Annotated in this window: 20 protein-coding genes; 13 read left to right on the forward strand and 7 right to left on the reverse strand. The window is 38.0% G+C overall.

The features are described 5' to 3' along the window. The first annotated feature begins 1 nt into the window (after position 1). A complete protein-coding gene (locus NYR30_RS02785; RefSeq protein ID WP_302501820.1) occupies positions 2-1,936 on the forward strand; it encodes a DNA topoisomerase III in 1,935 nt (644 codons plus the stop codon). A 49-nt stretch (positions 1,937-1,985) separates the two neighbouring features. Here the strand turns inward: NYR30_RS02785 and NYR30_RS02790 are convergent, their stop codons facing one another. The 3 genes from NYR30_RS02790 to rluD all read right to left on the reverse strand — a co-directional run bounded on the left by NYR30_RS02790 (position 1,986) and on the right by rluD (position 5,749). After that, positions 1,986-3,926 (reverse strand): LTA synthase family protein, encoded by a 1,941-nt coding sequence (locus tag NYR30_RS02790; RefSeq protein WP_231923833.1) that lies wholly within the window; start codon positions 3,924-3,926, stop codon positions 1,986-1,988. Between the two features lie 102 nt (positions 3,927-4,028). Then, the gene (pgeF, locus tag NYR30_RS02795; protein ID WP_066111633.1) at positions 4,029-4,775 is read right to left on the reverse strand and encodes a peptidoglycan editing factor PgeF; all 747 of its coding nucleotides are present in this window, start codon (positions 4,773-4,775) and stop codon (positions 4,029-4,031) included. Continuing rightward, the gene (gene rluD, locus NYR30_RS02800; protein ID WP_066111635.1) at positions 4,775-5,749 is read right to left on the reverse strand and encodes a 23S rRNA pseudouridine(1911/1915/1917) synthase RluD; all 975 of its coding nucleotides are present in this window, start codon (positions 5,747-5,749) and stop codon (positions 4,775-4,777) included. Before rluD ends, pgeF begins: the two co-directional genes overlap by 1 nt. Positions 5,750-5,933: 184 nt before the next feature. Here rluD and bamD point away from each other — a divergent pair, with 184 nt between their 5' ends. Beyond that, a complete protein-coding gene (gene bamD / locus NYR30_RS02805) occupies positions 5,934-6,728 on the forward strand; it encodes an outer membrane protein assembly factor BamD (protein ID WP_066105115.1) in 795 nt (264 codons plus the stop codon). Between the two features lie 53 nt (positions 6,729-6,781). On the opposite strand, the gene NYR30_RS02810 is transcribed toward bamD, so the two are convergent. Genes NYR30_RS02810 through NYR30_RS02820 form a run of 3 tightly spaced genes read right to left on the reverse strand, consistent with a single transcriptional unit; the run spans position 6,782 to position 9,334 of the window. Continuing rightward, positions 6,782-8,287 carry a peptide ABC transporter substrate-binding protein gene (locus tag NYR30_RS02810; protein WP_066421637.1) on the reverse strand — a complete coding sequence of 502 codons (1,506 nt, stop codon included), beginning with the start codon at positions 8,285-8,287 and terminating at the stop codon, positions 6,782-6,784. Further along, positions 8,287-8,934 (reverse strand): YchE family NAAT transporter, encoded by a 648-nt coding sequence (locus NYR30_RS02815; protein WP_066105005.1) that lies wholly within the window; start codon positions 8,932-8,934, stop codon positions 8,287-8,289. Before NYR30_RS02815 ends, NYR30_RS02810 begins: the two co-directional genes overlap by 1 nt. A 55-nt stretch (positions 8,935-8,989) precedes the next feature. Continuing rightward, the gene (locus NYR30_RS02820; protein WP_066421639.1) at positions 8,990-9,334 is read right to left on the reverse strand and encodes a RidA family protein; all 345 of its coding nucleotides are present in this window, start codon (positions 9,332-9,334) and stop codon (positions 8,990-8,992) included. A 78-nt stretch (positions 9,335-9,412) separates the two neighbouring features. Here NYR30_RS02820 and NYR30_RS02825 point away from each other — a divergent pair, with 78 nt between their 5' ends. From NYR30_RS02825 to NYR30_RS02870, 10 genes are all read left to right on the forward strand, one after another. Continuing rightward, positions 9,413-10,132, forward strand: coding sequence for a YwiC-like family protein (locus tag NYR30_RS02825; protein WP_066105010.1), 720 nt, complete (start codon positions 9,413-9,415; stop codon positions 10,130-10,132). A gap of 72 nt (positions 10,133-10,204) precedes the next feature. Continuing rightward, on the forward strand, positions 10,205-12,115 hold the full coding sequence (parE, locus tag NYR30_RS02830) for a DNA topoisomerase IV subunit B (protein ID WP_066421642.1): 1,911 nt from the start codon (positions 10,205-10,207) through the stop codon (positions 12,113-12,115). Between the two features lie 23 nt (positions 12,116-12,138). Next, complete coding sequence (parC, locus tag NYR30_RS02835) at positions 12,139-14,436, forward strand: DNA topoisomerase IV subunit A (RefSeq protein ID WP_302501824.1); 2,298 nt, start codon at positions 12,139-12,141, stop codon at positions 14,434-14,436. Between the two features lie 117 nt (positions 14,437-14,553). Next, positions 14,554-14,823: a 30S ribosomal protein S15 gene (gene rpsO / locus NYR30_RS02840; protein WP_066105015.1), complete on the forward strand. Its 270-nt coding sequence runs from the start codon at positions 14,554-14,556 to the stop codon at positions 14,821-14,823. A gap of 460 nt (positions 14,824-15,283) precedes the next feature. Further along, a complete protein-coding gene (cyoA, locus tag NYR30_RS02845; RefSeq protein WP_066111643.1) occupies positions 15,284-16,240 on the forward strand; it encodes a ubiquinol oxidase subunit II in 957 nt (318 codons plus the stop codon). Between the two features lie 15 nt (positions 16,241-16,255). Beyond that, positions 16,256-18,238, forward strand: a complete 1,983-nt coding sequence (gene cyoB / locus NYR30_RS02850; protein ID WP_066111645.1) for a cytochrome o ubiquinol oxidase subunit I — start codon at positions 16,256-16,258, stop codon at positions 18,236-18,238. After that, positions 18,238-18,846 carry a cytochrome o ubiquinol oxidase subunit III gene (locus NYR30_RS02855; protein ID WP_066111647.1) on the forward strand — a complete coding sequence of 203 codons (609 nt, stop codon included), beginning with the start codon at positions 18,238-18,240 and terminating at the stop codon, positions 18,844-18,846. Before cyoB ends, NYR30_RS02855 begins: the two co-directional genes overlap by 1 nt. Continuing rightward, positions 18,843-19,175 (forward strand): cytochrome o ubiquinol oxidase subunit IV, encoded by a 333-nt coding sequence (cyoD, locus tag NYR30_RS02860; RefSeq protein WP_066105027.1) that lies wholly within the window; start codon positions 18,843-18,845, stop codon positions 19,173-19,175. Before NYR30_RS02855 ends, cyoD begins: the two co-directional genes overlap by 4 nt. A gap of 11 nt (positions 19,176-19,186) precedes the next feature. After that, positions 19,187-20,074, forward strand: coding sequence for a heme o synthase (cyoE, locus tag NYR30_RS02865; RefSeq protein ID WP_066111650.1), 888 nt, complete (start codon positions 19,187-19,189; stop codon positions 20,072-20,074). An 83-nt stretch (positions 20,075-20,157) separates the two neighbouring features. Continuing rightward, positions 20,158-21,555, forward strand: a complete 1,398-nt coding sequence (locus NYR30_RS02870; RefSeq protein WP_302501828.1) for an MFS transporter — start codon at positions 20,158-20,160, stop codon at positions 21,553-21,555. Positions 21,556-21,846: 291 nt separating this feature from the next. Here NYR30_RS02870 and NYR30_RS02875 read toward each other — a convergent pair whose 3' ends face one another. Further along, entirely contained in the window at positions 21,847-22,137 is a 291-nt protein-coding gene (locus NYR30_RS02875) for a DUF5339 domain-containing protein (protein WP_065234523.1), read from the reverse strand. A gap of 475 nt (positions 22,138-22,612) precedes the next feature. Between NYR30_RS02875 and NYR30_RS02880 the strand changes: the two genes are divergently transcribed. Beyond that, complete coding sequence (locus tag NYR30_RS02880) at positions 22,613-24,169, forward strand: cytochrome ubiquinol oxidase subunit I (RefSeq protein WP_302501830.1); 1,557 nt, start codon at positions 22,613-22,615, stop codon at positions 24,167-24,169. Positions 24,170-24,172: the final 3 nt, after the last annotated feature.

A 24,172-nucleotide genomic window follows, 5' to 3' on the forward strand; every position in this document is an offset into this window, starting at 1 on the left:
TATGCGTCTATTTATTGCCGAAAAACCAAGTTTAGCAAGAGCTGTTGCGGAAGTGTTGCCAAAACCGCATCAACGAAACGATGGCTTTATTCGTTGTGGCGAAAATGATTATGTCACTTGGTGTATTGGGCATCTTTTAGAACTAGCTGAACCAGATAGCTATAATCCAGCTTTTAAGCAATGGCGGTTGGAGCACCTACCGATTGTGCCTGAAAAATGGCAATTTTTACCCAAAAAAGCGACAGAAAAACAATTATCAGTCATTAGCCGTTTGGTACAACAAGCAGATGTGATTGTACATACAGGCGACCCTGACCGAGAGGGGCAATTATTAATTGATGAACTGTTTGCCTACCTTAATTTACCGAAAACAAAGATTGATGCTATTCTGCGTTGTTTGATTAACGATCTGAATCCGGCAGCAGTAACAAAAGCAGTTAATAAGTTACAGACAAATCAAGATTTTCGTTCTCTGACGATTTCTGCATTAGCTCGTACTAGGGCAGATTGGTTATATGGTATCAATATGACACGAGCCTATACCATTCGAGGGCAACAAGTGGGCTATAAAGGCGTATTATCTGTTGGACGGGTACAAACGCCAGTATTAGGCTTGATCGTGCGTCGTGATTTAGAAATTGAAAATTTTGTACCGAAAGATTTTTTTGAGGTGCAAGCAAATATCTATTTTTCTGCGGAAACGGTAACACAACAGCCGCAAATTCAAGGTTATCCTTTTAAAGCACAATGGAAACCGAGTGAAGCGTGCGAGCCTTATCAAGATGAAGAAGGCAGAGTGTTAGTGAAATCATTGGCAGAACACGTAGTGAAACGGATTCAACAGAAGCCTGCGTTAGTCAATGAATACCAAAATAAAATTGAAACAGAAACTACTCCGTTACCCTATTCTCTATCGGCATTACAAATTGATGCTGCGAAAATGTATGGGATGTCAGCACAAGAAGTGTTAGATACTTGCCAACGTTTGTATGAAACGCATAAAGCGATTACTTATCCACGTTCAGATTGTCGTTATTTACCCGAAGAACATTTTAGCGAACGGCAAGCAATTTTTGCTGCAATCAGTGCGAATTGCTCAGATTATCAAACCTTTGCGGAGGGATTTAATGCTGAACAACGTAATCGTTGTTGGAATGATAAACAAGTGGAAGCTCACCACGCTATTATTCCCACTGCAAAACAAAATTTACGTTTAAATGCACAAGAGCAAAAAATTTATCAGCTAATAGCTCGTCAATATCTGATGCAGTTTTATCCTGATGCGGAATATCATAAAACAAAAATTGGTTTAACAATTGAAGGCGGAATGTTTGTTGCACAAACTCGAGGGCTGGCGAATGCTGGTTGGAAGCGCTTGCAAGGCAAGGAAGAGAGTGATCCACAAAAAATAGCGGCAGCATTACCCACTGTGAAAAAAGGTGATGTGCTGTATTGTCTTGATGGCGAAGTAGTCAGTAAAAAAACACAACCACCGAGTTATTTTACTGATGCGACTCTGTTATCAGCGATGACAGGTATTGCACGTTTTGTGCAGGATAAAGAGCTAAAGAAAATCTTGCGTGAAACCGATGGTTTGGGAACGGAAGCAACTCGTGCTGGTATTATTGAATTACTCTTTAAGCGAGGTTTTTTATATAAAAAAGGGCGTTATATTCATAGTACCGAAGCGGGACGTATTTTGGTTCAAGCGTTACCTGATATTGCAACGCAACCAGATATGACTGCACAATGGGAATCTCAGTTAGATCAGATTTACCGTAAGCAATTAAATTATCAAGTTTTTATGCAGCAGCTCACCACGCAATTGCCACACTTAGTCAGGAATATTGATCTACAAAAATTACAGTTATTGCGTAATATTCCGGTTCAACCTGCTAAGCAAAAGAGAAATCCTAAGAATTCAAAAAAGGAGTAACAATGATGGTTGTTACTCCTTGCTTATAGCCATTTTAAAAACACGATAATTAGTTTGCAATACCAGAAATCTGATAATTAATTTGCCAATAAAGTAATTGTTTATAGGCATTGATCTGTGTTTTTTCTTCTGCGGATATTGGCTGTAAAGCTGTTGTTTCCCCTGTTGTTAGATTCCATTCATACTTAATAATATTTTCAGTATGAATGTCATAGATCGCTGTTGGTGTAGTAACCACAGTTTCATTAAAGGCAAAATTAAAATTCTGTTCAGCGTTAGCTGACAACAGATTACGCCCGCCAAGATGCCAATATTCACAATCAGATAAACTGAATGAAAATAGTGTTGGCATAATATCTTTATGCGAACCTAAACGGTAAGGTTGGAAATCAACCGCACAATGTTGTTTGATTGCGTCTGGAAGATGTACAAAGAAAGGAACGGTTTTATCTAAAAACAGATCGGTTGGAAAATGATTCTCCATCGCACGCATATGGTGATCGCCCGAAGCGGCAATAATGGTGCTATCGGCAACAGAACTTTGCGCAATATTGTCAATAAACTCGCCCAAGGCATTTGCCGCATATTGGAAGGCTTGTAGAATATTTTGCTGTTCTTGTCGATCTTTCGCCAAAATTTTACCTGTTAATACGTCTGGATTAACTGGCAAAGGTTGATAATGATCAGGCGCCTTAAATGGCGGATGGTTAGTCATTGTGAGAATATTAATAAATAACGGCTGTTTACTTTGTTGTAATAACTGTTCCGCCAATTTAAACGCATATTCATCAGCGACGCCCCAGTAAGAGAGCGAACTTTTCGCCACAGGAAAACGATCGATAATGCTGTTTTGATCGTAAAGCTCATCAACGCCTTGTAATGGCAGATAATTAGCTAAATTGCGCCACATAATATTGCCGGCAGTAATAAAAATGGTTTTATAACCTTGCGCTTTATAGGTAAAGAATGGCGTTTGTTTTAAGCTGACACCTTGAGCAATAGATTGGCTGATATTTTGGATTGGACTATGAAAATAGAGCGAAGCCAATGAGGGTGCGGTGCCGTTATAATCTGAACTAAAGCGTTGAAAGCAATAATCTTGCGTTAAATAAGGGCGCAACTTACCTAATAGATCGTTGGTTTTCGGATCATCAAACTGTAAAAAGTTATTACCAAAACTCTCCATTAATGCCATTACGACGTGTGGCGGATTATTAGCTAAGAAATTATTTTTCGCCGTTTTCGCAGTAAAGAACTCGGTTACATTATCTGGCGTTGCTAATGGTGTTGTCGTTGGTACAAGTTGTTTTACTTGGTTGATTAAGTTTGCACCATCTTGCCAACTAACTGGATTAAATTGGATATCGCGTTTTCTATCTTCAAACGCCCATTTCATCGCAATAACGCCATTTGGCACCATTTGGTTAATGATACTTAGTGAAGCGACTTGTGCGTGCATTTTTGCCAATGGGTGCGTGAAGAAATAACCTCGCGCCGCATAGGCTAAGTAGATCAATGCAAGTATGGCATAGCCATAAATAATGGCAGAAGGTAACAACGGCAGCGGTTGTGCTGTCAGAAAATAGTAAAAAATATAGGTTGGAATCAGGGCGGCAACGAGCGTTAATAATGAGAGTTTGATAACTGGATAATCTTCATAAATATTGTTTAAGACCGCTTTGGTATCATCTTCAACAATCCCAAACATAAAAATATTATAGTAACTTTTGTAAGTCTTAAAATAGAAGTAATTACCGAGATTAACGCCAGTAAACAGCAAAGAAACGATAAAAAGATAACAGCTAAAAACAAAAAGTAGCGTCTTGATTAAGGAAAAGGCGAGTAAGATGGCGCCAATAATAAATGGAATAGCAAGTAAAATCGCACTAATTTTGGCGTCATAACGATAACCCATACGCCACATACGCGAGAATGATTGTTGATGTTCCGGTTGTGAGAATAATTGCGGATCAACAAATTTATTCACCATCCATTTTCTAATTAGTGTGGTTTGTAAAACGTAATAGATGAATAACAGTGTCAAAGAAACTAAAAAATTACTATAAAAAATCATGCCGCCTTGTCCGTTGTGTTATTTTTCGCTGAACCAAATTAATGTTGCCATTCTGCCGGTTTGCCCATCACGACGATAAGAGTAAAAATTTTCAGGATCGGAATAAGTACAATATTCACCGCCGCTAATATGTTGCGGCAAAATACCGCAGCGCTGTAAGCGTAAACGCGCTAGTTGATAAATGTCAGCGAAATATTTACCTGAATGTTGTGGATCGGGTTTGAATGCTTGTTGCGCGTTAGGATCTTGTTGGCAAAAAGCGGTAAATACATCTTCTCCAACTTGAAAAGCCTGTGCGCCAATTGCTGGGGCAAGCCACACTTTGATTGTGGCTGGATCAGCGCTAAATTGCGCAAGCGTGTTTTCCAATACACCAGCAGCTAAGCCGCGCCAACCAGCGTGAGCCGCAGCAACTTCTGTGCCGTTGTCCGTTGCAAACACGACTGGCAGACAGTCAGCGGTCATAATTAAACAGACGTGATTGGCTTGATTGGTATAACACGCATCAGCGGTTAAATTGGTGTCCGGCCGATGAATTTGTTTTACCGCAGTGCCATGCACTTGTGTCAGGAAAATTGGCGTTTGCGGTAAGTGAAATTGTTCTACTAGTTGTTGGCGATTTTGTTGTACTAATGCGGGATCATCACCAACATGATCCCCTAAGTTTAATCCGGCAAATACACCACAGCTATGACCGCCAGCGCGTAAAGTGCTTAATGCGTGAACATTACTAGGAACCTGCCAGTTTGGATAAAGTGCTTTCATTAATAATCTAACTCATCTTTGTGTAATTCATAGTCGGCTTTTAAGGCTTCGACTAATTCAACAAAATCATCTGGCAATGGCGCATACCATTCCATTAATTCGCCAGTAATTGGGTGTTCTAAACGTAACATAATGGCGTGTAACGCTTGGCGTTGGAATTGGCGTAATACACTTAATAGTTCTTCGCTTGCACCTTTTGGTGGTTTTGGACGACCGCCATAAGTTTGATCACCTAATAATGGGTGGGCAATATGCGCCATATGTACACGAATTTGGTGAGTACGTCCGGTTTCCAGACGTAAGCGTAAACGAGTGTAATTACGGAAACGTTCCATAATACGGTAGTGTGTTACTGCTGGTTTTCCCATTGGATGAACTGCCATATGCGTGCGTTTGGTTGGGTGGCGCGCCATTGGTTGATCAACAGTTCCGCCTTTGGTCATAATGCCGCTGGCAATAGCTTCATATTCGCGGGTGATTTGACGTTTTTGTAAGGCGCGTACTAGCTTGGTTTGCGCTTCCACTGTTTTAGCGACGACCATTAAACCAGTTGTATCTTTATCTAGACGATGCACAATACCAGCACGAGGCACTTCGGCAATCGGCGGATAATGGTATAACAATCCATTTAAGACAGTATTATCTGGATTACCAGCGCCAGGATGCACAACTAAATCTTTGTTTTTATTGATCACTAAAATATGATCATCTTCATAAATAATATCTAAAGGCACTTCTTGTGGCGTGAAACGTGTATCTTCTTCAATTTCCGCCTGCATAATAATTTGTTCTGTGCCAAATACTTTTTCTCTTGGGACGGTAACGACTTTGCCATCAACTTGTACTAATCCGGCTTCGATCCAAGTTTTTATGCGTGAACGTGAATATTCTGGAAACAATTCTGCTAAAGTTTGGTCTAAACGCTGACCTAATTGATGAGGTTGAACCTCTGCTGTTAATTTAAGGTGTTCCATAGTAACTATAAATCCAGTAACATAACCATTTAATTATTTGCTGATACACTATACAATAACAGCAAAGAATTGATGTCAAAGTCGTGATTGTACCTTAACTGTCAGCGAGTTTACAGATTGAAATATATTGTGTGATGAATTCATCAAACAACTCACCCAAAAAAATTAAGGATCTATAATGAGTATGAATAAGATAAAAGCTATTGCGATAACAGCCTTATCTGCGTTGGTATTAACCGCTTGTTCTAATTCTAAAGAGCAAGTAGAACAAGCTCCCGCACAAGAGTTATATCAAAAAGCGCAAGAATATTTACAAGATGAAAATTATCGTCAAGCAATTCGTTATCTCGAAGCCACAGATAATCGTTTCCCATATGGTGAATATGCGCAACAAGCAGATTTAAATTTGATTTATGCTTATTATCGTAGTGAAGATTATGTCAATGCGTTATCAACCGCTGATCGTTATTTGCAAAAATATCCGCAAGGGCCGCATTTAGATTATGTGTTATATATTGCTGGCTTAACCAATATGGCATTGGGTGACAATTTATTCCAAGATTTCTTTGGTGTTGACCGTTCATCGCGCGAAACTAAACCAAGAGAAAATGCGTATGGCAATTTTGAAACGTTGGCGCGTTATTTCCCGAATAGTGAATATACGAAAGACGCAGTAAAACGTATGCAATATATTCGTGAGAGCTTAGCAAAACATCAATATGAAATTGCGCAGTTCTATCAAAAACGTGGCGCTTATGTTGCGGTAGTGAATCGTATTCAAGATATCTTATTACGCCAATATCCTGAAACAAGCTATGCTTATTATGCATTGCCAATGTTGCAAGAAGCTTATACAGAATTGCATTTAGATAAACAAGCTGCGGAAATTGCAAAAGTGGTAGCAAATGGTCAAGGTAAAACTTTCCCAGAGTTAGAAAAACCGGAATCAGCGCCAGACGTTAAACCACCACTTAATTAATGATAAATTTAGGAAAAGTGTGGAATGAAAATCCACACTTTTTTTATGCCGGTTTATTGCACCAAACGATAGAGATCTTTGCTATAAAAAATTTGCGTTGGATTATTTAAATCATAACCTGCTAAGTTGGGTGCAATATAAACAGGCAGGTAATATTGGAATAATGGCAAGATAATGGCATCTTGCGCTAATGTATCTACTACTTGTTGATAGAGTTGTTGTCGTTTTTCTGCTTCAGTTTCAACCATTGCCTGTTCTAACCACTGATCAATTTGTGGATTATGGTAATGCATTAAATTATCAGGGCTTTTAGAGTGAAAAATATTTAAGAATGCAGAAGGATCATTGTAATCTGCACACCAACCGCTACGAATTAATTGAAATTGTTGTTGTATATGTTCATTTGCCCATTGTTGGCTGGTTTTCGCTTGTGAGGTTACGCGAATAAGATCAGATTGGGCAAATTGTCGTGCAAGATTTTGTGCAATTTGTCGATTGGTTGGTGAATCATCGTAACTTAAATTGAGATGCAATGGGTGTTGATTATTAATATTAGCTTGCTTTAGTAATTGCTCAGCCGGCGGTAAGTTCAGGTAAGCACCAAATAACATTGATTTCGGTAATAAGCTGGCGGAGGCTTTACCATTAATGGCGACATTTGCTACTGCAGATTGGCTAGAAATTAAACTGATTAAGGCTTGTCGTACTGCAACATTTTGCAATGTAGGGTGATGCGGATTCAGTTCGTAATAGTAACTACATAATTTAGGTACTAATTGTATTTCTGTACCGGTGCGGTTGGTTGCTAGTTGCCAATCAATTTGCGTAGAAGAGAGATTATTACGCCAATATTCGACATTCTGAAACGAAACGTGATCTTTATTCCAGTAATAAGGGTTTGCTGTTAGTTTGATCTTCTGTTCATCAATTTCCATTAGTTGATAAGCACCATTGTAGAGTGCTTTTTTAGTTGGCATTAATGCAATATGTGCAAGCATTAGTGGTAAATGAGCATTAGCTTTATCTAATTGAATTTGTAGTGTGTGCTCATCAATCGCTTGTAGTCCTAACGCAGTAGCAGGTAATTTATCACTAAGAATTTTTTCTGCATTTTGCAGTGCAATAAAGCCTAAATATTTCGCTAATGTAGCTTTACTGGTTAATAAATTTTGCCAACTTTGTACAAAATCGCTCGCAGTAACTGGGCTGCCATCTGACCATTTGGCTTCAGGGCGTAAATGGAATAACCACACTTTTTGATCTTTACTTTCCCAAGATTGTGCAACTGCGGGAATGATATTGCCATGAATATCGTAACTGACTAAACCTTCGTATAAATCGTATAGCAGCGCGGTATTTTGCAAATCATTAACTTGATGAGGATCTAATAGAAATTGTGTAAATTCACCAGCTCGAATGAGAGTAGTGGTTGAAGCAGGTGTTGGTTCAGTAGGTTGTTGAGCGACGGTTTTAGACGGTTGCTGTTGATCACAAGCTGTAGTCAAAAAAAGAAAACAGCAAGTTATGGTGAATAACTTGCTTAAGTTGTAAATCTTCATTAATGCAATAATCCTGGGAATAAGTTAGAAATACCAGCAACACAAATTTCAATACCGAGCGCCATCAAAATTAGCCCCATAATACGGGTTACTACGTTGCTGCCTGTTTTGCCGAGATATTTCATAATCATTGGGCCAGAGCGAAAAATGGCATAACATAAAAAAGAGAAGATAATAATAGCAATAGCAAAACCGAGCCAATCTACCCAACTATTGTAGCGTGAGGCCCAAACGATGGTAGAACTAATTGCCCCTGGGCCAGCGATTAATGGCATTGCTAACGGGACAACTGCGATACTTTCGTTATCAGAGAAATCGGTTGCTCGTTCTTCTTTGTTTTGTTTTTCTTCCCCTAATTTACCGCCAATCATTGTCATTGCAATGGAAATAACAAGAATACCGCCAGCAACGCGGAATGAGCTTAACGAAATACTAAAGAAATTTAGTAATGCTTGCCCAATAAATAAGCTAGTTAATAAAACAATACCAATGGCCGTTGAAGTCACCAGCATTGTTTTTTGTCGTTCCGCTTCATATTGGTTACTTGTCATACTCATAAAAATAGGCAAAGACCCTAACGGGTTCGTTACCGCAAGCAGACCAATAAAAAACTGCATATAAATGGAAAAGTTTTCAATAAATAACATAATTTTCAATGAATTAGAGGAAGTTAAAGACAACTTATTATGACATAAGCGGTGATTATTTACATGCCGCAGTGATCACAATTTCCACTTTCCATTCTGGATTAGCCAATTTAGCTTCAATAGTAGAACGAGCAGGCGCAGCGCCAGCAATTACCCATTCGTCCCACGCACGATTCATTTCCGCATAATCACTCATATCGGCAAGAAAGATTTCAGCACGTAAAATACGTGATTTATCAGAGTTGCTTTGTTCCAAAAGATTATCAATAAATTGCAATACTTGTTTGGTTTGTCCGTACGCATCAAGCGAAGTATCTTCTGGTACTTGTCCTGCAAGATAAGCGATACCACCATAAACGACAGCTTCTGATAAACGTGCTCCTGCATCAATATGTTTCATAAATACTCCTTTAAGTTATATATCATGATTTGAATTAAGGTTAAAATCCCGAGCTATTATCAACTGTTAGGTAACAAAATGAAACTATTAATTTCTAATCAGCATGGTGCGATTGTGATGGCCTTGTTGCCCTTTTTATATGGAATGTGGTTATCAACACCAATTACTTTACACATTTGCTTATTACTAGCTTGGTTTTCTCTCTATCTAATGACCTATCCTTTTTTGGCTTTATTTAAAGGACGAAATCTTTCGTTATATTGGCGTTGGACATTAATCTATGGCGTAGTGAGTTTGTTATTTGCTATACCAACGATTATTTATAATCCACGTATTTTGTGGTTTTTAGTAGCAATGTTACCGTTTGTTTTCATTAATATTTATTATACGAAAACGAAAAATGAACGAGCGCTAGCTAATGATATTGCAGCAATTGTAATTTTCGCAATTGCAGGTATGGCGGCTTACTATTTTCCTACCCAACAATGGGATATTCATTTAATTGAAATAGCGCTGTATCCAAGCCTGTTTTTTATTGGCACTACTTTGTATGTAAAAAGTGTAATGCGGGAGCGGAAAAATCCAACCTATTATTATGCTTCAATTATATTTCATCTACTTTGTACCTTATTACCATTGCTATTACCGAATATATTGTTGAGTTGTGCTTTTGGCGTACCGTTGTTGCGTGCGATTTTATTACCAAAACGTAAGTTATCGGTAAAACAGACCGGATTGGTAGAGTTTGCAATTTCTTTTTATTTTTTAGTGATGTTAGTGGTGGCAACGATACGCTAAGAAGGGTGGTTTTGTGTAGTGACAAAAAATGCTAGAATCTAGCCCTTTGTGATTAACAGTAGCTGAAAAACAATGAGTCAAGAGATTTATAACGCTAACGATATAACGGTTCTTAAAGATCTCGAACCGGTGCAATTACGTCCGGGAATGTACACTGATACTACCAGACCAAACCACCTCGGACAGGAAGTTATCGACAATAGTGTCGATGAGGCTTTAGCAGGTTATGCCAGTAAAATCGAAGTAATTTTATATCCAGATCAATCGTTAGAGGTGATTGATAATGGACGAGGAATGCCGGTTGATATTCATCCTGTTGAGAAAATTTCTGGGGTCGAATTGATTCTGACTAAATTGCATGCCGGTGGTAAGTTCTCCAATAAAAATTATCAATTTTCTGGTGGATTACACGGTGTTGGTATCTCTGTGGTTAATGCGCTGTCAGCACGTGTTGATGTTACGGTAAAACGTAATGGCGAGGTGTATCATATTGCGTTTGCTGATGGTAAGAAGGTTGAGGAACTCACCGTTGTTGGCAGCTGTGGGCGAAGAACAACCGGAACAACGGTTAAGTTTTTACCAAATGCAAAATATTTTGATTCGGCAAAATTTTCCGCTACTCGTTTACGTCATTTATTAAGAGCAAAAGCGGTACTTTGCCCAGGATTAGAGATTAAGTTCATTGATAAAGTCAATCAAACGGAAGATGTTTGGTGTTATCAAGATGGTTTATCAGACTATTTGTTAGAAGCTGTTGATGGCGTTGAAACTGTTCCGGAAAAACCTTTTATTGGCGAATTTAAAGGCGCTACTGAAGCGGTAAGTTGGGCATTATTTTGGCTTCCAGAGGGAGGCAATATTGTTGGGGAAAGTTATGTTAACTTAATCCCAACTCCATTAGGTGGCACTCATGTTAATGGTTTGCGTCAAGGTTTGTTAGACGCAATGCGGGAATTTTGTGAGTTCCGCAATTTATTACCGCGTGGAGTGAAACTAACGGCAGATGATCTCTGGGAACGTTGTGCCTATATCCTTTCACTAAAGATGCAAGATCCTCAATTTGCAGGACAAACTAAAGAGCGTTTATCTTCACGTCAGAGTGCAGTATTTGTTACTGGTGTAGTCAAAGATAGTTTTAGTTTGTGGCTTAATCAAAATGTACAACAAGCAGAGCAGATTGCTGAAATGGCAATTGCTTCGGCTCAACGTCGGTTGCGTAGTGCGAAAAAAGTGGTACGTAAAAAATTGGTGAGTGGACCGGCATTACCAGGGAAATTAGCGGATTGTACGCAACAGGATCTTTCAAGAACTGAACTTTTTTTAGTTGAGGGGGATTCTGCGGGTGGATCGGCTAAACAAGCTCGTGATCGTGAATACCAAGCAATCTTGCCATTGCGTGGAAAAATTCTTAATACTTGGGAAGTTGCAGGCGATCAGGTGTTAGGTTCACAAGAAATCCACGATATAGCTGTGGCATTAGGGATCGATCCCGATTCCGATGACCTTTCTCAATTACGTTATGGCAAAGTCTGTATTTTAGCGGATGCGGATTCAGATGGTTTACATATTGCTACTTTATTATGTGCTTTATTCTTGCGCCATTTCCCTAAATTAGTCGAAGAAGGGCATGTTTATGTAGCAATGCCGCCATTGTATCGTATTGATTTAGGTAAAGAAGTTTATTATGCCTTAGATGAGGGCGAAAAAGAGGCCATTTTAGAGCGTTTGCAAAGTAAGCGTGGTAAAGCCAATGTACAGCGTTTTAAAGGCTTGGGTGAAATGAATCCATTGCAATTAAGGGAAACAACAATGGATCCGAATACACGTCGTTTGGTGCAATTGGTGTATCAACCAAATCAAGCAGAACAAGAAGAACCAGATCAAACGCTGGAAATTTTAGATATGTTATTAGCGAAAAAACGTGCTGATGATCGTAAAAATTGGTTACAAGAAAAAGGCGATCATGCCGAACTTAGCGTTTAAACCTTACGAGTAGAGAGAAAATAATGACAACTATTAATTATGAAGGGGTTGAGCAAATGCCTATCGGGCATTTTACGGAAAATGCTTACCTCAATTATTCAATGTATGTAATTATGGATCGCGCTTTACCATTTATTGGTGACGGTTTAAAACCTGTACAGCGCCGCATTATTTATGCGATGTCAGAGTTAGGGTTAAATGCTACGGCAAAATATAAAAAATCAGCAAGAACGGTCGGCGATGTATTAGGTAAATTCCATCCGCATGGCGATACCGCTTGCTATGAAGCAATGGTATTGATGGCGCAACCTTTTTCTTATCGTTATCCTTTGGTTGATGGACAAGGAAACTGGGGCGCACCAGATGATCCGAAATCTTTTGCGGCGATGCGTTATACCGAATCGCGCTTATCCAAAATTTCAGAGTTGCTCCTCTCTGAATTGGGGCAAGGTACCGTAGATTATCAGCCGAATTTTGACGGTACGATTGATGAACCGCAATATTTACCAGCTCGTTTACCACATATTTTATTAAATGGTACAACAGGGATTGCGGTTGGAATGGCGACAGATATTCCGCCACATAATATTAATGAAATTGCGAAAGCGTTAATTTTATTATTGGATAAACCTGATGCGACCATTACTGATCTATTAAAGATTGTTAAGGCGCCAGATTTTCCAACTGAAGCGGAGATTATTTCACCAAAAGAAGATTTACAGAAAATTTATACGCAAGGCAAAGGCTCATTAAAGATGCGTGCTGTCTGGAAAAAAGAAGATGGTGAAATTGTGATTACTGCCATTCCTTATCAAGCATCAGGGGCAAAAATCATCGAACAAATTGCCGCACAAATGCGCAATAAAAAATTGCCAATGGTGGATGATATTAAAGATGAATCAGATCACGAAAATCCAACCCGTATTGTTATTGTGCCACGTTCTAATCGTGTTAATGAAGATGAATTAATGGCGCATTTATTTGCTACAACCGATCTTGAGAAAAGCTATCGAGTCAATATGAATATGATTGGCTTGGATCGGAAGCCGGCAGTGAAAAATTTGCATACTATTCTTATGGAATGGTTAAGTTTCCGTCGTCAGACAGTTACTCGTCGCTTGCAGTATCGTTTAGATAAGGTCTTGGCGCGCTTACATATTTTGGAAGGGTTATTGATTGCCTTTTTAAATATTGATGAAGTGATTGCGATTATTCGTCATGAAGATGAGCCAAAACCTGTATTAATGACACGCTTTAATTTATCTGAAGAGCAAGCTGAGGCGATTTTAAATTTGCGTTTACGTCATTTAGCAAAATTAGAAGAAACCGAGCTTAAAGCAGAGCAACAACAATTGGCGGAAGAGCGTGCGCAATTGCAAGATCTATTGTCATCAGAGCAACATCTTAATCAATTGATCAAACAAGAAATTGAGCAAGATGCGGAAAAATTTGCTAGTCCACGCCGTTCTAAAATTGTGGAACGTGAAGAGGCGAAAGCGATTTCAGAAAGTGCATTAGCGCCAGTAGAACCGGTAACGGTAATTTTATCTGAAATGGGGTGGGTACGTTGTGCTAAAGGGCATGATATTGATCCAACAAGCTTGAGTTATAAAGCTGGGGATAAGTATTTAGCTCACGCTTTTGGTCGTTCTAATCAACCCGTAATTTTCTTGGATAGTACAGGGCGTAGTTATAGTTTAGATACGCTTTCTTTACCATCAGCACGATCACAAGGCGAACCAATTACTGGTAAATTGACTTTGCCAGCTGGAGCTACGGTTGAACAAGTGTTGATGAATAAACCTGAATTACCACTATTAATGGCGTCAGATGCTGGATATGGCTTTGTTTGTCAGACGGAAGATCTGGTTTCTCGTAATAAAGCTGGTAAAGCAATTATCAGCTTGCCAGAAAATGCGAAAGTTCTACCGCCGGTTGTTGTGGAAGATAAATCAGCGTTGTTAGTGGCAATTACGACGGCAAACCGTATGTTGGTATTCCCGCTGAGCGAGTTACCTGAATTGGCAAAAGGTAAAGGTAATAAGATTATTAATATTCCTGCTGCAAAAGTAAAAGCACGTGAAGAATTATTAGCGAGAGTCTTATTAATTGCTGAAGGTAGCGGCTTAATGTTCCGTTCTGGTAAACGTAAAGCGACGGTGAGTTCAGCGGATTTGGCTAATTATCGTGGTGAACGTGGCCGCAGAGGTTCGGCGTTACCAAGAGGGGTACAATTTAATGCGGAGATTGAAGTTATCGCTGCGGCAAATGAAACCCAGCAAGATACGCAACCACAGCAATTTGATTTAATTCAGGAGTAAGCAAAAATCTTTTTGCCATTCGATTGGAGAAAAGGTAAAATGCGCACTCTTGTCGTGGCTGGATTAGAGATCGGCCAACGATGTATGTGTAACAACTTAACTTTTTAGGAGTTTATTATGTCTCTAAGTACAGAAGCAAAAGCAAAAATTGTTGCTGAATTCGGTCGTGATGCAAAAGATACTGGTTCATCAGAAGTTCAAATTGCATTATTAACTGCGCAAATTAACCACTTACAAGAACACTTTTCAGTTCACAAAAAAGACCACCATGGTCGTCGTGGTTTATTAGGTATGGTTTCACGTCGTCGTAAATTATTAGACTACTTAAAACGTACTAACTTAGAAAGCTATTCTAACTTAATCAATCGTTTAGGTTTACGTCGCTAATTTTCACAATATTTTTTGGTAGCCCTAAAGCAAATTTGTTTTAGGGCTATTTTTTTACCTTTGTTATTAACAATTCTCTTAATCTATCCGTAACAAATTACAAGGTAATGTTAATAGTAAACTTCATAATTATTATGTTTAGCGGATGCAATTAACCAATACTTATTTTTAGTTATCTAGTAATGTAACCTATCGATTTATGTCGATTTTTATTTGTTTATTCAGTTTATTTTAATCTCATTCATAATACTTTAAAAAAACTACTTAAATTGTACAAAAAAAGTGACAGAAATATGAGAAAAATGTTAATATGGCGTCCCGTTTTAATTTTATATAATCCTAAGAAGCAGAGTCATGATTGCACGCACAAAACTGCTGTTATTTTGTCCGCCGGCATATTAAACATCTTGTGCTTCATTCTCTAAAACTTTAGTTTGTTTCTGTATTGAGGTTATTATTTATGAAACTGAGTAGTAAACATGCCAAATGGAGCTTTATGCTTGTCTGCGCCACTTTTTTACTTAGTGGCTGTGAGAATGCAGTATTGCTCAATCCTAAAGGTCAAATCGGCATGGCGGAGCGTGATCTTATCCTTGTTGCAACTGGTCTAATGTTGCTTGTTGTGATTCCAGTAATTGTGATGGCAATTGTATTTTCTCGGAAATATCGAGAAGGTAATATAAATGCTAAATACACTCCAAACTGGGCACACTCTAATAAGATTGAGATGGTTGTTTGGGGTATCCCTGTCATTATCATTCTTATTCTAGGAACTATCACGTGGAAAACCACCCATTCGCTTGACCCTTATCGTCCATTAGAACATGAGAAAAAACCAATAACTATTCAGGTAGTTTCTCTAGATTGGAAGTGGTTATTTATTTATCCTGAACAAGGTATTGCTACGGTTAATGAAATCGCTTTTCCACAAAACACTCCTGTCGAATTTAAAATCACTTCAGATACAGTGATGAACTCCTTCTTCATTCCTCAATTAGGTAGCCAAGTTTATGCCATGGCTGGTATGCAAACTAAACTACACTTAATTGCTAATGAACCAGGTACCTATAAAGGTATTTCCGCTAGCTATAGTGGATCTGGTTTTTCAGGTATGAAATTCAATGCTATTGCTACCCCGGATGAATCTTCTTTCGAAGATTGGGTTGCTAAAGTGAAACAATCATCTGATTCTTTAGACACTATGGATGCATATAATCAAGTAGCTACACCAAGCAAATATGATAAACCGAAGTATTTCTCTAGTGTTGTTCCGAATCTGTTTTATGAAATTATGGCAAAATTTGGTAGCCCTCATATGCATAAGCCAGATACACATAATATGCATGAGCATGATACACATGATATGCATGGCGCACATATTTCGCACAATGAGTCATCAGTAGCAACTACTGAATAGTCGAAGGATATAACTATGTTAGGAAAATTATCATTAGACGCGATACCGTTTCATGAACCTATTGTGATGGTAACGGTTAGCGGTATTATTTTGGGCGGTATTGCTGTCCTTATCGCTTTAACTTATTTTAAATTGTGGGGACCGTTATGGCGTGACTGGATTACCACAGTTGACCACAAGCGTATTGGTATAATGTATATCTTTTTAGCTATCGTTATGTTAATACGTGGCTTTGCTGATGCGATTATGATGCGTAGTCAACAATTCTTAGCATCAGGAGGTCATGAAGGCTTCTTACCTCCAGAACACTATGACCAAATTTTTACGGCTCATGGTGTGATTATGATTTTCTTTGTTGCTATGCCATTTGTAATTGGTTTGATGAACCTTGTTATTCCACTACAAATTGGTGCTCGTGATGTTGCTTATCCATTCTTGAATAATTTAGGTTTTTGGTTTACTGCTGTTAGTGTGGTATTGATTAACCTATCTTTAGGAATTGGTGAATTTGCTAAAACCGGTTGGTTAGCTTATCCGCCATTATCAGAGCTGCAATACAGTCCTGATGTCGGGGTAGATTATTGGATATGGACGTTGCAGATATCGGGGATAGGGACGACCTTGAGTGCGATTAACTTTATCGCTACTATTCTTAAAATGCGTGCGCCGGGCATGAGCTTGATGAAAATGCCAATTTTCTGTTGGGCATCTTTCTGTTCTAATGTATTGATTTTAACTTCATTCCCAATTTTAACTGCAAGTATTGCTTTACTTACATTAGATCGTTATTTGGGTACCCATTTCTTTACCAATGATTTGGGTGGTAACATGATGATGTATATCAACCTAATTTGGGCATGGGGACATCCTGAAGTATATATTCTTGTCTTACCTATGTTTGGGGTATATGCAGAAGTTACCGCAACTTTCTCTCGTAAGAAAATGTTTGGTTACACCTCTATGGTGTGGGCAACCGTATGTATTACTATTTTGTCTTTCATCGTTTGGTTGCACCACTTCTTCACAATGGGATCAGGAGCGAATGTTAACGCTTTCTTCGGTATAGCGACCATGATTATTTCCATTCCAACAGGGGTGAAAATTTTCAACTGGTTGTTCACTATGTACCAAGGACGTATCAAACTTACTGTACCTATGTTATGGACCATTGGGTTTATCGTTACCTTTGCGATCGGTGGAATGACAGGGGTGTTATTAGCGGTACCAGCTGCTGACTTCGTATTACATGGTAGTGTATTCTTAATTGCTCACTTCCATAACACTATTATTGGTGGTGTGGTATTTGGTCTATTTGCTGGTTTGAACTACTGGTTCCCTAAAGCATTCGGTTTCACCTTAGATGAAAAATGGGGTAAACGTTCATTCTGGTGCTGGCAAATTGGTTTCATTATCGCGTTCTTACCATTATATGCGTTAGGTTTTATGGGTATGACTCGTCGTTTGAGCCAACAAATCGATCCAGAGTATCACTTATTACTCGGTGTAGCGGCATTTGGTGCAGTAATTATTGCTTGTGGTATTGCTTGTCAATTTATTCAAATTGCTGTATCTATCCGCGATAGAAATAAAAACAGAGATACAACTGGTGACCCTTGGGGCGGTCGTACGCTTGAATGGGCGACTTCTTCACCACCTCCGTTCTATAATTTCGCAGTTACTCCACGTGTCGAAGATCGTGATGCTTTCTGGGATAACAAAGAAAAAGGTGTGGCTTATGCTAAGCCAACAGCTTATGAACCTATTCATATGCCAAAAAATACTGCAGCAGGCCTAATCATAGCGGTATTCACTATGGTATTCGGTTTTGCAATGATATGGCATATCTGGTGGCTGGCGATTGTAAGTTTTGTAGGTATGATTGTCACATGGATTGCTAAAAGTTTCGATCAGGATGTGGATTACTATGTTCCAGTTGATCAGATTGAAACGATTGAAAACAAACATTTTAAAGAATTATCTCAAGCAGGGCTGCAATAATGTCAACAAATACTGTAATACATGAGAGTGCCCATCATGGGCACCACGATACTGGGCCGATTAAAGTTTTCGGGTTTTGGATTTACTTAATGAGTGACTTGATTCTATTTTCTTGTCTATTCGCTACCTATATCGTATTACTACCAGGTACGGCGGGAGCACCGACAGGTAAAGAAATTTTTGAGTTACCTTATGTATTAGTGGAAACTTTCCTTTTGCTATTTAGCTCTATTACTTATGGTTTTGCTGTTTTGGCAATGAATCGCAATAATGCGAAACAAGTTTTAGTGTGGTTAGGCGTGACCTTTTTATTCGGTGCGAGTTTCGTTGGTATGGAAATAAATGAGTTTCATCATCTTATCGCGCATGGTATAGGACCTGATCGTAGTGGTTTCCTTTCAGGTTTCTTTACCTTAGTTGGTACGCACGGATTACACGTTACTGCTGGTTTGATTTGGATGGTAGTAATGATGGTACAAGTGGTTACACGTGGATTGTCTTCTGTGAACCGTACTCGCTTAATGTGTTTAAGTCTATTCTGGCACTTCCTTGACATTGTTTGGATTTGTGTCTTTTCCATTGTTTACTTGATGGGGGTCTTGGTATGAGTCATGGTAATCACGATTATGCAACTACTGAACACGGTAGTGTTAAGAGCTACCTGATTGGTTTTGTTTTATCTGTCGTTTTGACATTAATTCCATTCCTTATGGTGATGAATGGTAGTGCATCTAAAACCACGTTATTGGTTATTATTGCTGTTACTGCCGTAATACAGCTAATTGTTCAACTTGTATGTTTCTTACATATGGGAACTTCACATGATGAACGTTGGAATCTCATATCATTCATCTTCACTGCCATTGTGATTCTATTATTGGTGGGATTATCCATTTGGATTATGTGGAGTTTGAATGCTAACATGATGGCAGGCTGATAGGATTTGCCATGATTAAATCTTACCTACAAGTAACCAAACCAGGAATTATTGTCGGCAACCTTATTTCGGTTGTCGGCGGTTTCCTATTAGCGGCTAAAGGGCATATGGATCATATGCTGTTTTCTTATACGCTTGTTGGCGTATCACTAGTGGTGGCATCGGGCTGTGCATTTAATAATTTGATAGACCGAGATATTGACCGCAAAATGGAACGCACAAAAAATCGTGTATTAGTTAAAGGTCTAGTATCGGTACAGGTTACTTTTGCGTTAGCCATTGCATTAGGTATTTTAGGATTTGCTATCCTTTATTTTGGTGCTAATGCTTTAGCGATGTGGTTAGCTGTGATGGGGTTTATGGTATATGTATTTGTCTATAGCCTCTATATGAAGCGCCATTCCGTTTATGGTACTCTCATAGGTAGTTTATCTGGCGCAGCGCCACCAGTGATTGGTTATTGTGCTGTCAGTAATGAATTTGATACGGGAGCATTGATCCTATTAGCGATTTTTAGCTTATGGCAAATGCCCCATTCTTATGCTATTGCTATCTTTCGTTTTAAAGATTATCAAGCAGCCAATATCCCGGTGTTGCCAGTGGTAAAAGGCATTGCTGTTGCTAAACATCACATTCTGCTATATATCATTGCCTTTATGTTTGCAGCACTGATGTTGTCAATAGGCGGTTATGCTGGCTATAAATACCTTGTAGTAGCAACTACCGTTAGTATATGGTGGTTATGTATGGCGCTATCAGGTTATAAGGCAGAGAATAATGACTATGTTTGGGCGAGAAAATTATTTGTCTTTTCTATTATTACTATTTTCACCCTTAATATTATGATGTCTATTGACTTTATGGTTCCAGCACACGCCGTTGTTAGTTTGACCAATTAATATTTGGTAGAATTACTTAAAATAATCATGCAAAATCTGTCCTCTGGGCAGATTTTTTATATTTGCAAATTTATTAAACATCCATGAAGAAAACAGTTATTAATAATGATAATCGCATGACCGCAGAAGAGCGTAAGGCTACATGGGGACTTGGTACAATTTTTTCCTTACGTATGTTTGGTATGTTTATGGTACTGCCAGTGCTCACTACCTATGGTATGCATTTGCAAGGTGCTAATGAAACTTTGATTGGTATTGCCATCGGTATATATGGTTTTATGCAAGCTATCTTTCAAATTCCATTTGGCTTATGGTCTGATAAGATAGAACGTAAGACCTTGATTATTTTAGGATTATCAATTTTTGTAGTAGGAAGTGTAGTCGCTGCATTATCCACCTCAATTTGGGGAGTTATTTTGGGACGTGCATTGCAGGGTAGTGGTGCTATTTCTGCGGCAGTCATGGCATTGTTATCTGATCTGACACGTGAACAAACACGTACTAAAGCGATGGCTTTTATTGGAGTATCTTTTGGGATTACTTTTGCTATTGCTATGGTAACAGGTCCTATTATTACTCATCAGATTGGATTACAAGGCTTATTCTGGTTTATCGCTATATTGGCGGCTAGCGGAATTTTCTTAACTATAACGATTATTCCAAAAAGCCAATATCATATACGTAATAGTGAATCTGCTGTGGTTAAAGGCTGTTTAAAAGAAGTATTACGTCAACCACAGATAATTAAGCTCAATTTTGGCATTTTCTGTATGCACTGTTTATTGATGGCGACTTTTATTGCGTTGCCTCTTTGTTTTGAACGTGCTGGTTTCCCTGCACATCGCCATTGGCAGATCTATCTTGTTACTATGTTGATTGCTTTTGTAAGTGTAGTGCCTGGCATTATTATTGCTGAAGTCAAACGAAAAATGCGGGTTGTTTTCTTATGTTGTATTGTGATTCTGATTGCAGCTGAAACGACTTTGTGGCAAGCAGATAATCAGCTATGGATCCTTATTCTAGGAACATTACTATTCTTTATTGCCTTTAATCTTATGGAAGCATTGCTGCCATCCCTTATTAGTAAAGAAGCACCAGCAGGGAGTAAGGGGACAGCAATGGGAGTCTATTCAACTTTCCAATTTTTTGGGGCGGCAGCTGGAGGCAGTTTAGGCGGCTGGATTGTAGGGAATGAGGGCTCAACAGTATTATTCTTATTGGCGACTGTATTAGCTTGTTTATGGCTTTTACTTGCTTTTACTATGAAAGAACCACCGTATTTGGCTAATCTTCGTATTCAACTTCCTGAATATAATTATAATCTCGCTTGGCAAGACTTTTTCTTGCAACAAGCTGGCGTTCATGAAGCGATCATTATTGCAGAAGAGCAATGTGCTTATATTAAAATTGATAGTACAGTAACTAATCGCCAAGTTTTAGAAGCTGCACTAGCACAGAGGAAAAATGAGCGTGCATTTTAATTTGAGTATTTGTTGTATTTGAAATTATAGGTAAAAATTTAGTGAAATCTTAGGTATATAGGATTAAGTGACAGTATCTCTTGTATGTCGGCAGTCTTTTGTTACTTATATAAAGTAATTAATACACTAAATATGTAAGAGGATTCAAACTATTAACTTATTTTAAAAGTATAATTAAGAAGAAAAAGGGTATTTAATTAGAGATAAACATATTCAATACAAAATTAAAGGTACAGATTTTATACAATATACACATGATAAATATCTGTACCTTATATTAACTGAGATTAATTAGTCATCTTTACCTTTCAAATTATTTAAAGCAACTAATCCTTTATCACAACTTTTAATTTGATGTTCAACACTCATCTGTAAAATCTTTTGTTTACTTTCTGAAAGTTTATTTTTTATGTTAGCAAGTTGAGGATGGGTACCTGGTTGTTTTTCTGCTTCTGCAATTAGGTCATCAGTTTGTTGGAAAAGTTGCTGGCATTGGGTTGGTAAATTATTTGGAGTTGCTGCTAAAACGCTAGATGAAAGCACTAAAGATAGTGTGGCAGCGAAAAAAGAAAGTTTAAGCATAAAGATCCTAAATAGATGAATGAATGATTGTCGAAAAAATGTGCTAGAAAAATAGCAAAAAAATGTTTTTTTGTCTAGCTGATTGAATGATTTTTGTATGAAAAAATGACGCTGATTAAAGAAATAATTTGCATAATATTTTTTAATAAAATGTTAATAAAATATAAAAATTGATGTATATCAAAAATAATATATATCTTTAAATTTATTTTTTTGATTTTAATAGCTATTTTGTGATCAATTTAAAACTTTTAAGGTTTCCTATACCCCATATTTAGGAGTAGAATAAAAGATGTATTAAACGGTTAGAGTTATCCTTTATTTCTTGTGAAGAAATAAATCATATCTTTGTCTGAGTTTGATATGGAAAAAGCTCATTCATTAATTTTGGTAATTAATTGATAGCTATGTGGGGTGATTACAAAATTTGTAATCTAAATTTGGAAAGTTGTATTTAGGTACAAGAGGTTATGAGATGCTAGACGTCGTTGAACTCTCGAGATTGCAGTTTGCATTAACTGCACTATACCACTTTATATTCGTACCACTTACATTAGGTCTTTCATTTATTTTAGTAATAATGGAAACCATTTATGTAACGACTGGTAAAGAGGTATATAAAGATATGACTAAGTTCTGGGGTAAGTTATTTGGTATTAACTTTGCCCTAGGGGTAACAACTGGGATTACAATGGAATTCCAATTTGGTACTAACTGGTCTTATTATTCACACTATGTAGGTGATATCTTCGGTGCACCATTAGCTATCGAAGCATTACTTGCTTTCTTCTTAGAATCTACATTCGTTGGTTTATTCTTCTTTGGTTGGGATAGATTAACTAAAGCAAAACACTTATTAGCAACTTATTGTGTGGCGTTTGGTTCAAATCTTTCCGCTATGTGGATCCTTGTTGCTAACGGCTGGATGCAAGCACCACACGGCGCAGAGTTCAATTTTGAAACTATGCGTATGGAAATGACCAGCTTCTTAGATCTCTGGTTAAATCCAATTGCTCAAACTAAATTTGTGCACACACTCTCTGCTGGTTATGTTGCAGGTGCAATGTTTGTATTAGCAGTAAGTTCATACTATATCCTTAAAGGACGTGATTTAGGATTTGCAAAACGTTCTTTCTCTGTGGGTGCAACATTTGGCTTTATTGCTGTCTTCACCGTATTATTACTTGGTGATGAATCTGGTTACATCATTGGACAAGAACAACCAACAAAACTAGCTGCAATGGAAGGGGAATGGAATACTGAACCAGCTCCAGCAGCATGGAATGTTGCGGTGATTTCAAACTCAGCAGAAGGTCGTAATGAATTTGCATTACAAATTCCTTATGCAGCAGGTATTATTGCAACTCGTTCTTTAGATAAAGAAATTACAGGGTTGAATGAGTTACGAGTACAAAATGAAGAGCGTGTTCGTAATGGTATGACTGCATATGGTTTATTGGAAAAACTTCGTTCAGGTCAAAAAGATGCAGACACTATTGCACAATTTAAAGCAGTAGAAAAAGATCTTGGCTATGGTTTATTACTTAAACGTTATACTGACAACGTAGTTGACGCAACTGATGCACAAGTAAAACAAGCAGCAGCAGATACTATTCCTGATGTAGGTCCTACATTCTGGTCATTCCGTATAATGATGCTTGCGGGCGGTTTATTGCTTATTCTACTCATTTGTGCATTTATTGCTAATGTTAGAAAATCAGTGGGATCAAATAAATTGTTGCTTAAAGCGTTACTTTATGGTCTTCCACTTCCATGGGTTGGTATTGAAGCAGGTTGGTTCTTAGCTGAATACGGAAGACAACCATGGGCAATTTATGAAGTATTACCAGTAGGATTAGGAACATCAGAATTAACATTAACCACAGGAGATCTTTGGTTCTCTATTGGTTTAATCTGTCTCCTTTACACAATCTTCTTGATTGCAGAAATGTATCTCATGTTTAAATACAGCAGACTTGGCCCAAGTGCATTAAAAACAGGTCGCTACTATTTTGAACAATCAACTAAATAAGCA

Source organism: Gallibacterium salpingitidis, from assembly GCF_030517105.1.
Lineage (GTDB): Bacteria > Pseudomonadota > Gammaproteobacteria > Enterobacterales > Pasteurellaceae > Gallibacterium > Gallibacterium salpingitidis.

Bases quoted from the DNA above. Each gene is read 5' to 3' on its own strand.
- NYR30_RS02785 (WP_302501820.1), top strand. From the start codon at position 2: ATGCGTCTATTTATTGCCGAAAAACCAAGTTTAGCAAGAGCTGTTGCG.
- NYR30_RS02790 (WP_231923833.1), bottom strand. From the start codon at position 3,926: ATGGTGAATAAATTTGTTGATCCGCAATTATTCTCACAACCGGAACAT.
- pgeF (WP_066111633.1), bottom strand. From the start codon at position 4,775: ATGAAAGCACTTTATCCAAACTGGCAGGTTCCTAGTAATGTTCACGCA.
- rluD (WP_066111635.1), bottom strand. From the start codon at position 5,749: ATGGAACACCTTAAATTAACAGCAGAGGTTCAACCTCATCAATTAGGT.
- bamD (WP_066105115.1), top strand. From the start codon at position 5,934: ATGAATAAGATAAAAGCTATTGCGATAACAGCCTTATCTGCGTTGGTA.
- NYR30_RS02810 (WP_066421637.1), bottom strand. From the start codon at position 8,287: ATGAAGATTTACAACTTAAGCAAGTTATTCACCATAACTTGCTGTTTT.
- NYR30_RS02815 (WP_066105005.1), bottom strand. From the start codon at position 8,934: ATGTTATTTATTGAAAACTTTTCCATTTATATGCAGTTTTTTATTGGT.
- NYR30_RS02820 (WP_066421639.1), bottom strand. From the start codon at position 9,334: ATGAAACATATTGATGCAGGAGCACGTTTATCAGAAGCTGTCGTTTAT.
- NYR30_RS02825 (WP_066105010.1), top strand. From the start codon at position 9,413: ATGAAACTATTAATTTCTAATCAGCATGGTGCGATTGTGATGGCCTTG.
- parE (WP_066421642.1), top strand. From the start codon at position 10,205: ATGAGTCAAGAGATTTATAACGCTAACGATATAACGGTTCTTAAAGAT.
- parC (WP_302501824.1), top strand. From the start codon at position 12,139: ATGACAACTATTAATTATGAAGGGGTTGAGCAAATGCCTATCGGGCAT.
- rpsO (WP_066105015.1), top strand. From the start codon at position 14,554: ATGTCTCTAAGTACAGAAGCAAAAGCAAAAATTGTTGCTGAATTCGGT.
- cyoA (WP_066111643.1), top strand. From the start codon at position 15,284: ATGAAACTGAGTAGTAAACATGCCAAATGGAGCTTTATGCTTGTCTGC.
- cyoB (WP_066111645.1), top strand. From the start codon at position 16,256: ATGTTAGGAAAATTATCATTAGACGCGATACCGTTTCATGAACCTATT.
- NYR30_RS02855 (WP_066111647.1), top strand. From the start codon at position 18,238: ATGTCAACAAATACTGTAATACATGAGAGTGCCCATCATGGGCACCAC.
- cyoD (WP_066105027.1), top strand. From the start codon at position 18,843: ATGAGTCATGGTAATCACGATTATGCAACTACTGAACACGGTAGTGTT.
- cyoE (WP_066111650.1), top strand. From the start codon at position 19,187: ATGATTAAATCTTACCTACAAGTAACCAAACCAGGAATTATTGTCGGC.
- NYR30_RS02870 (WP_302501828.1), top strand. From the start codon at position 20,158: ATGAAGAAAACAGTTATTAATAATGATAATCGCATGACCGCAGAAGAG.
- NYR30_RS02875 (WP_065234523.1), bottom strand. From the start codon at position 22,137: ATGCTTAAACTTTCTTTTTTCGCTGCCACACTATCTTTAGTGCTTTCA.
- NYR30_RS02880 (WP_302501830.1), top strand. From the start codon at position 22,613: ATGCTAGACGTCGTTGAACTCTCGAGATTGCAGTTTGCATTAACTGCA.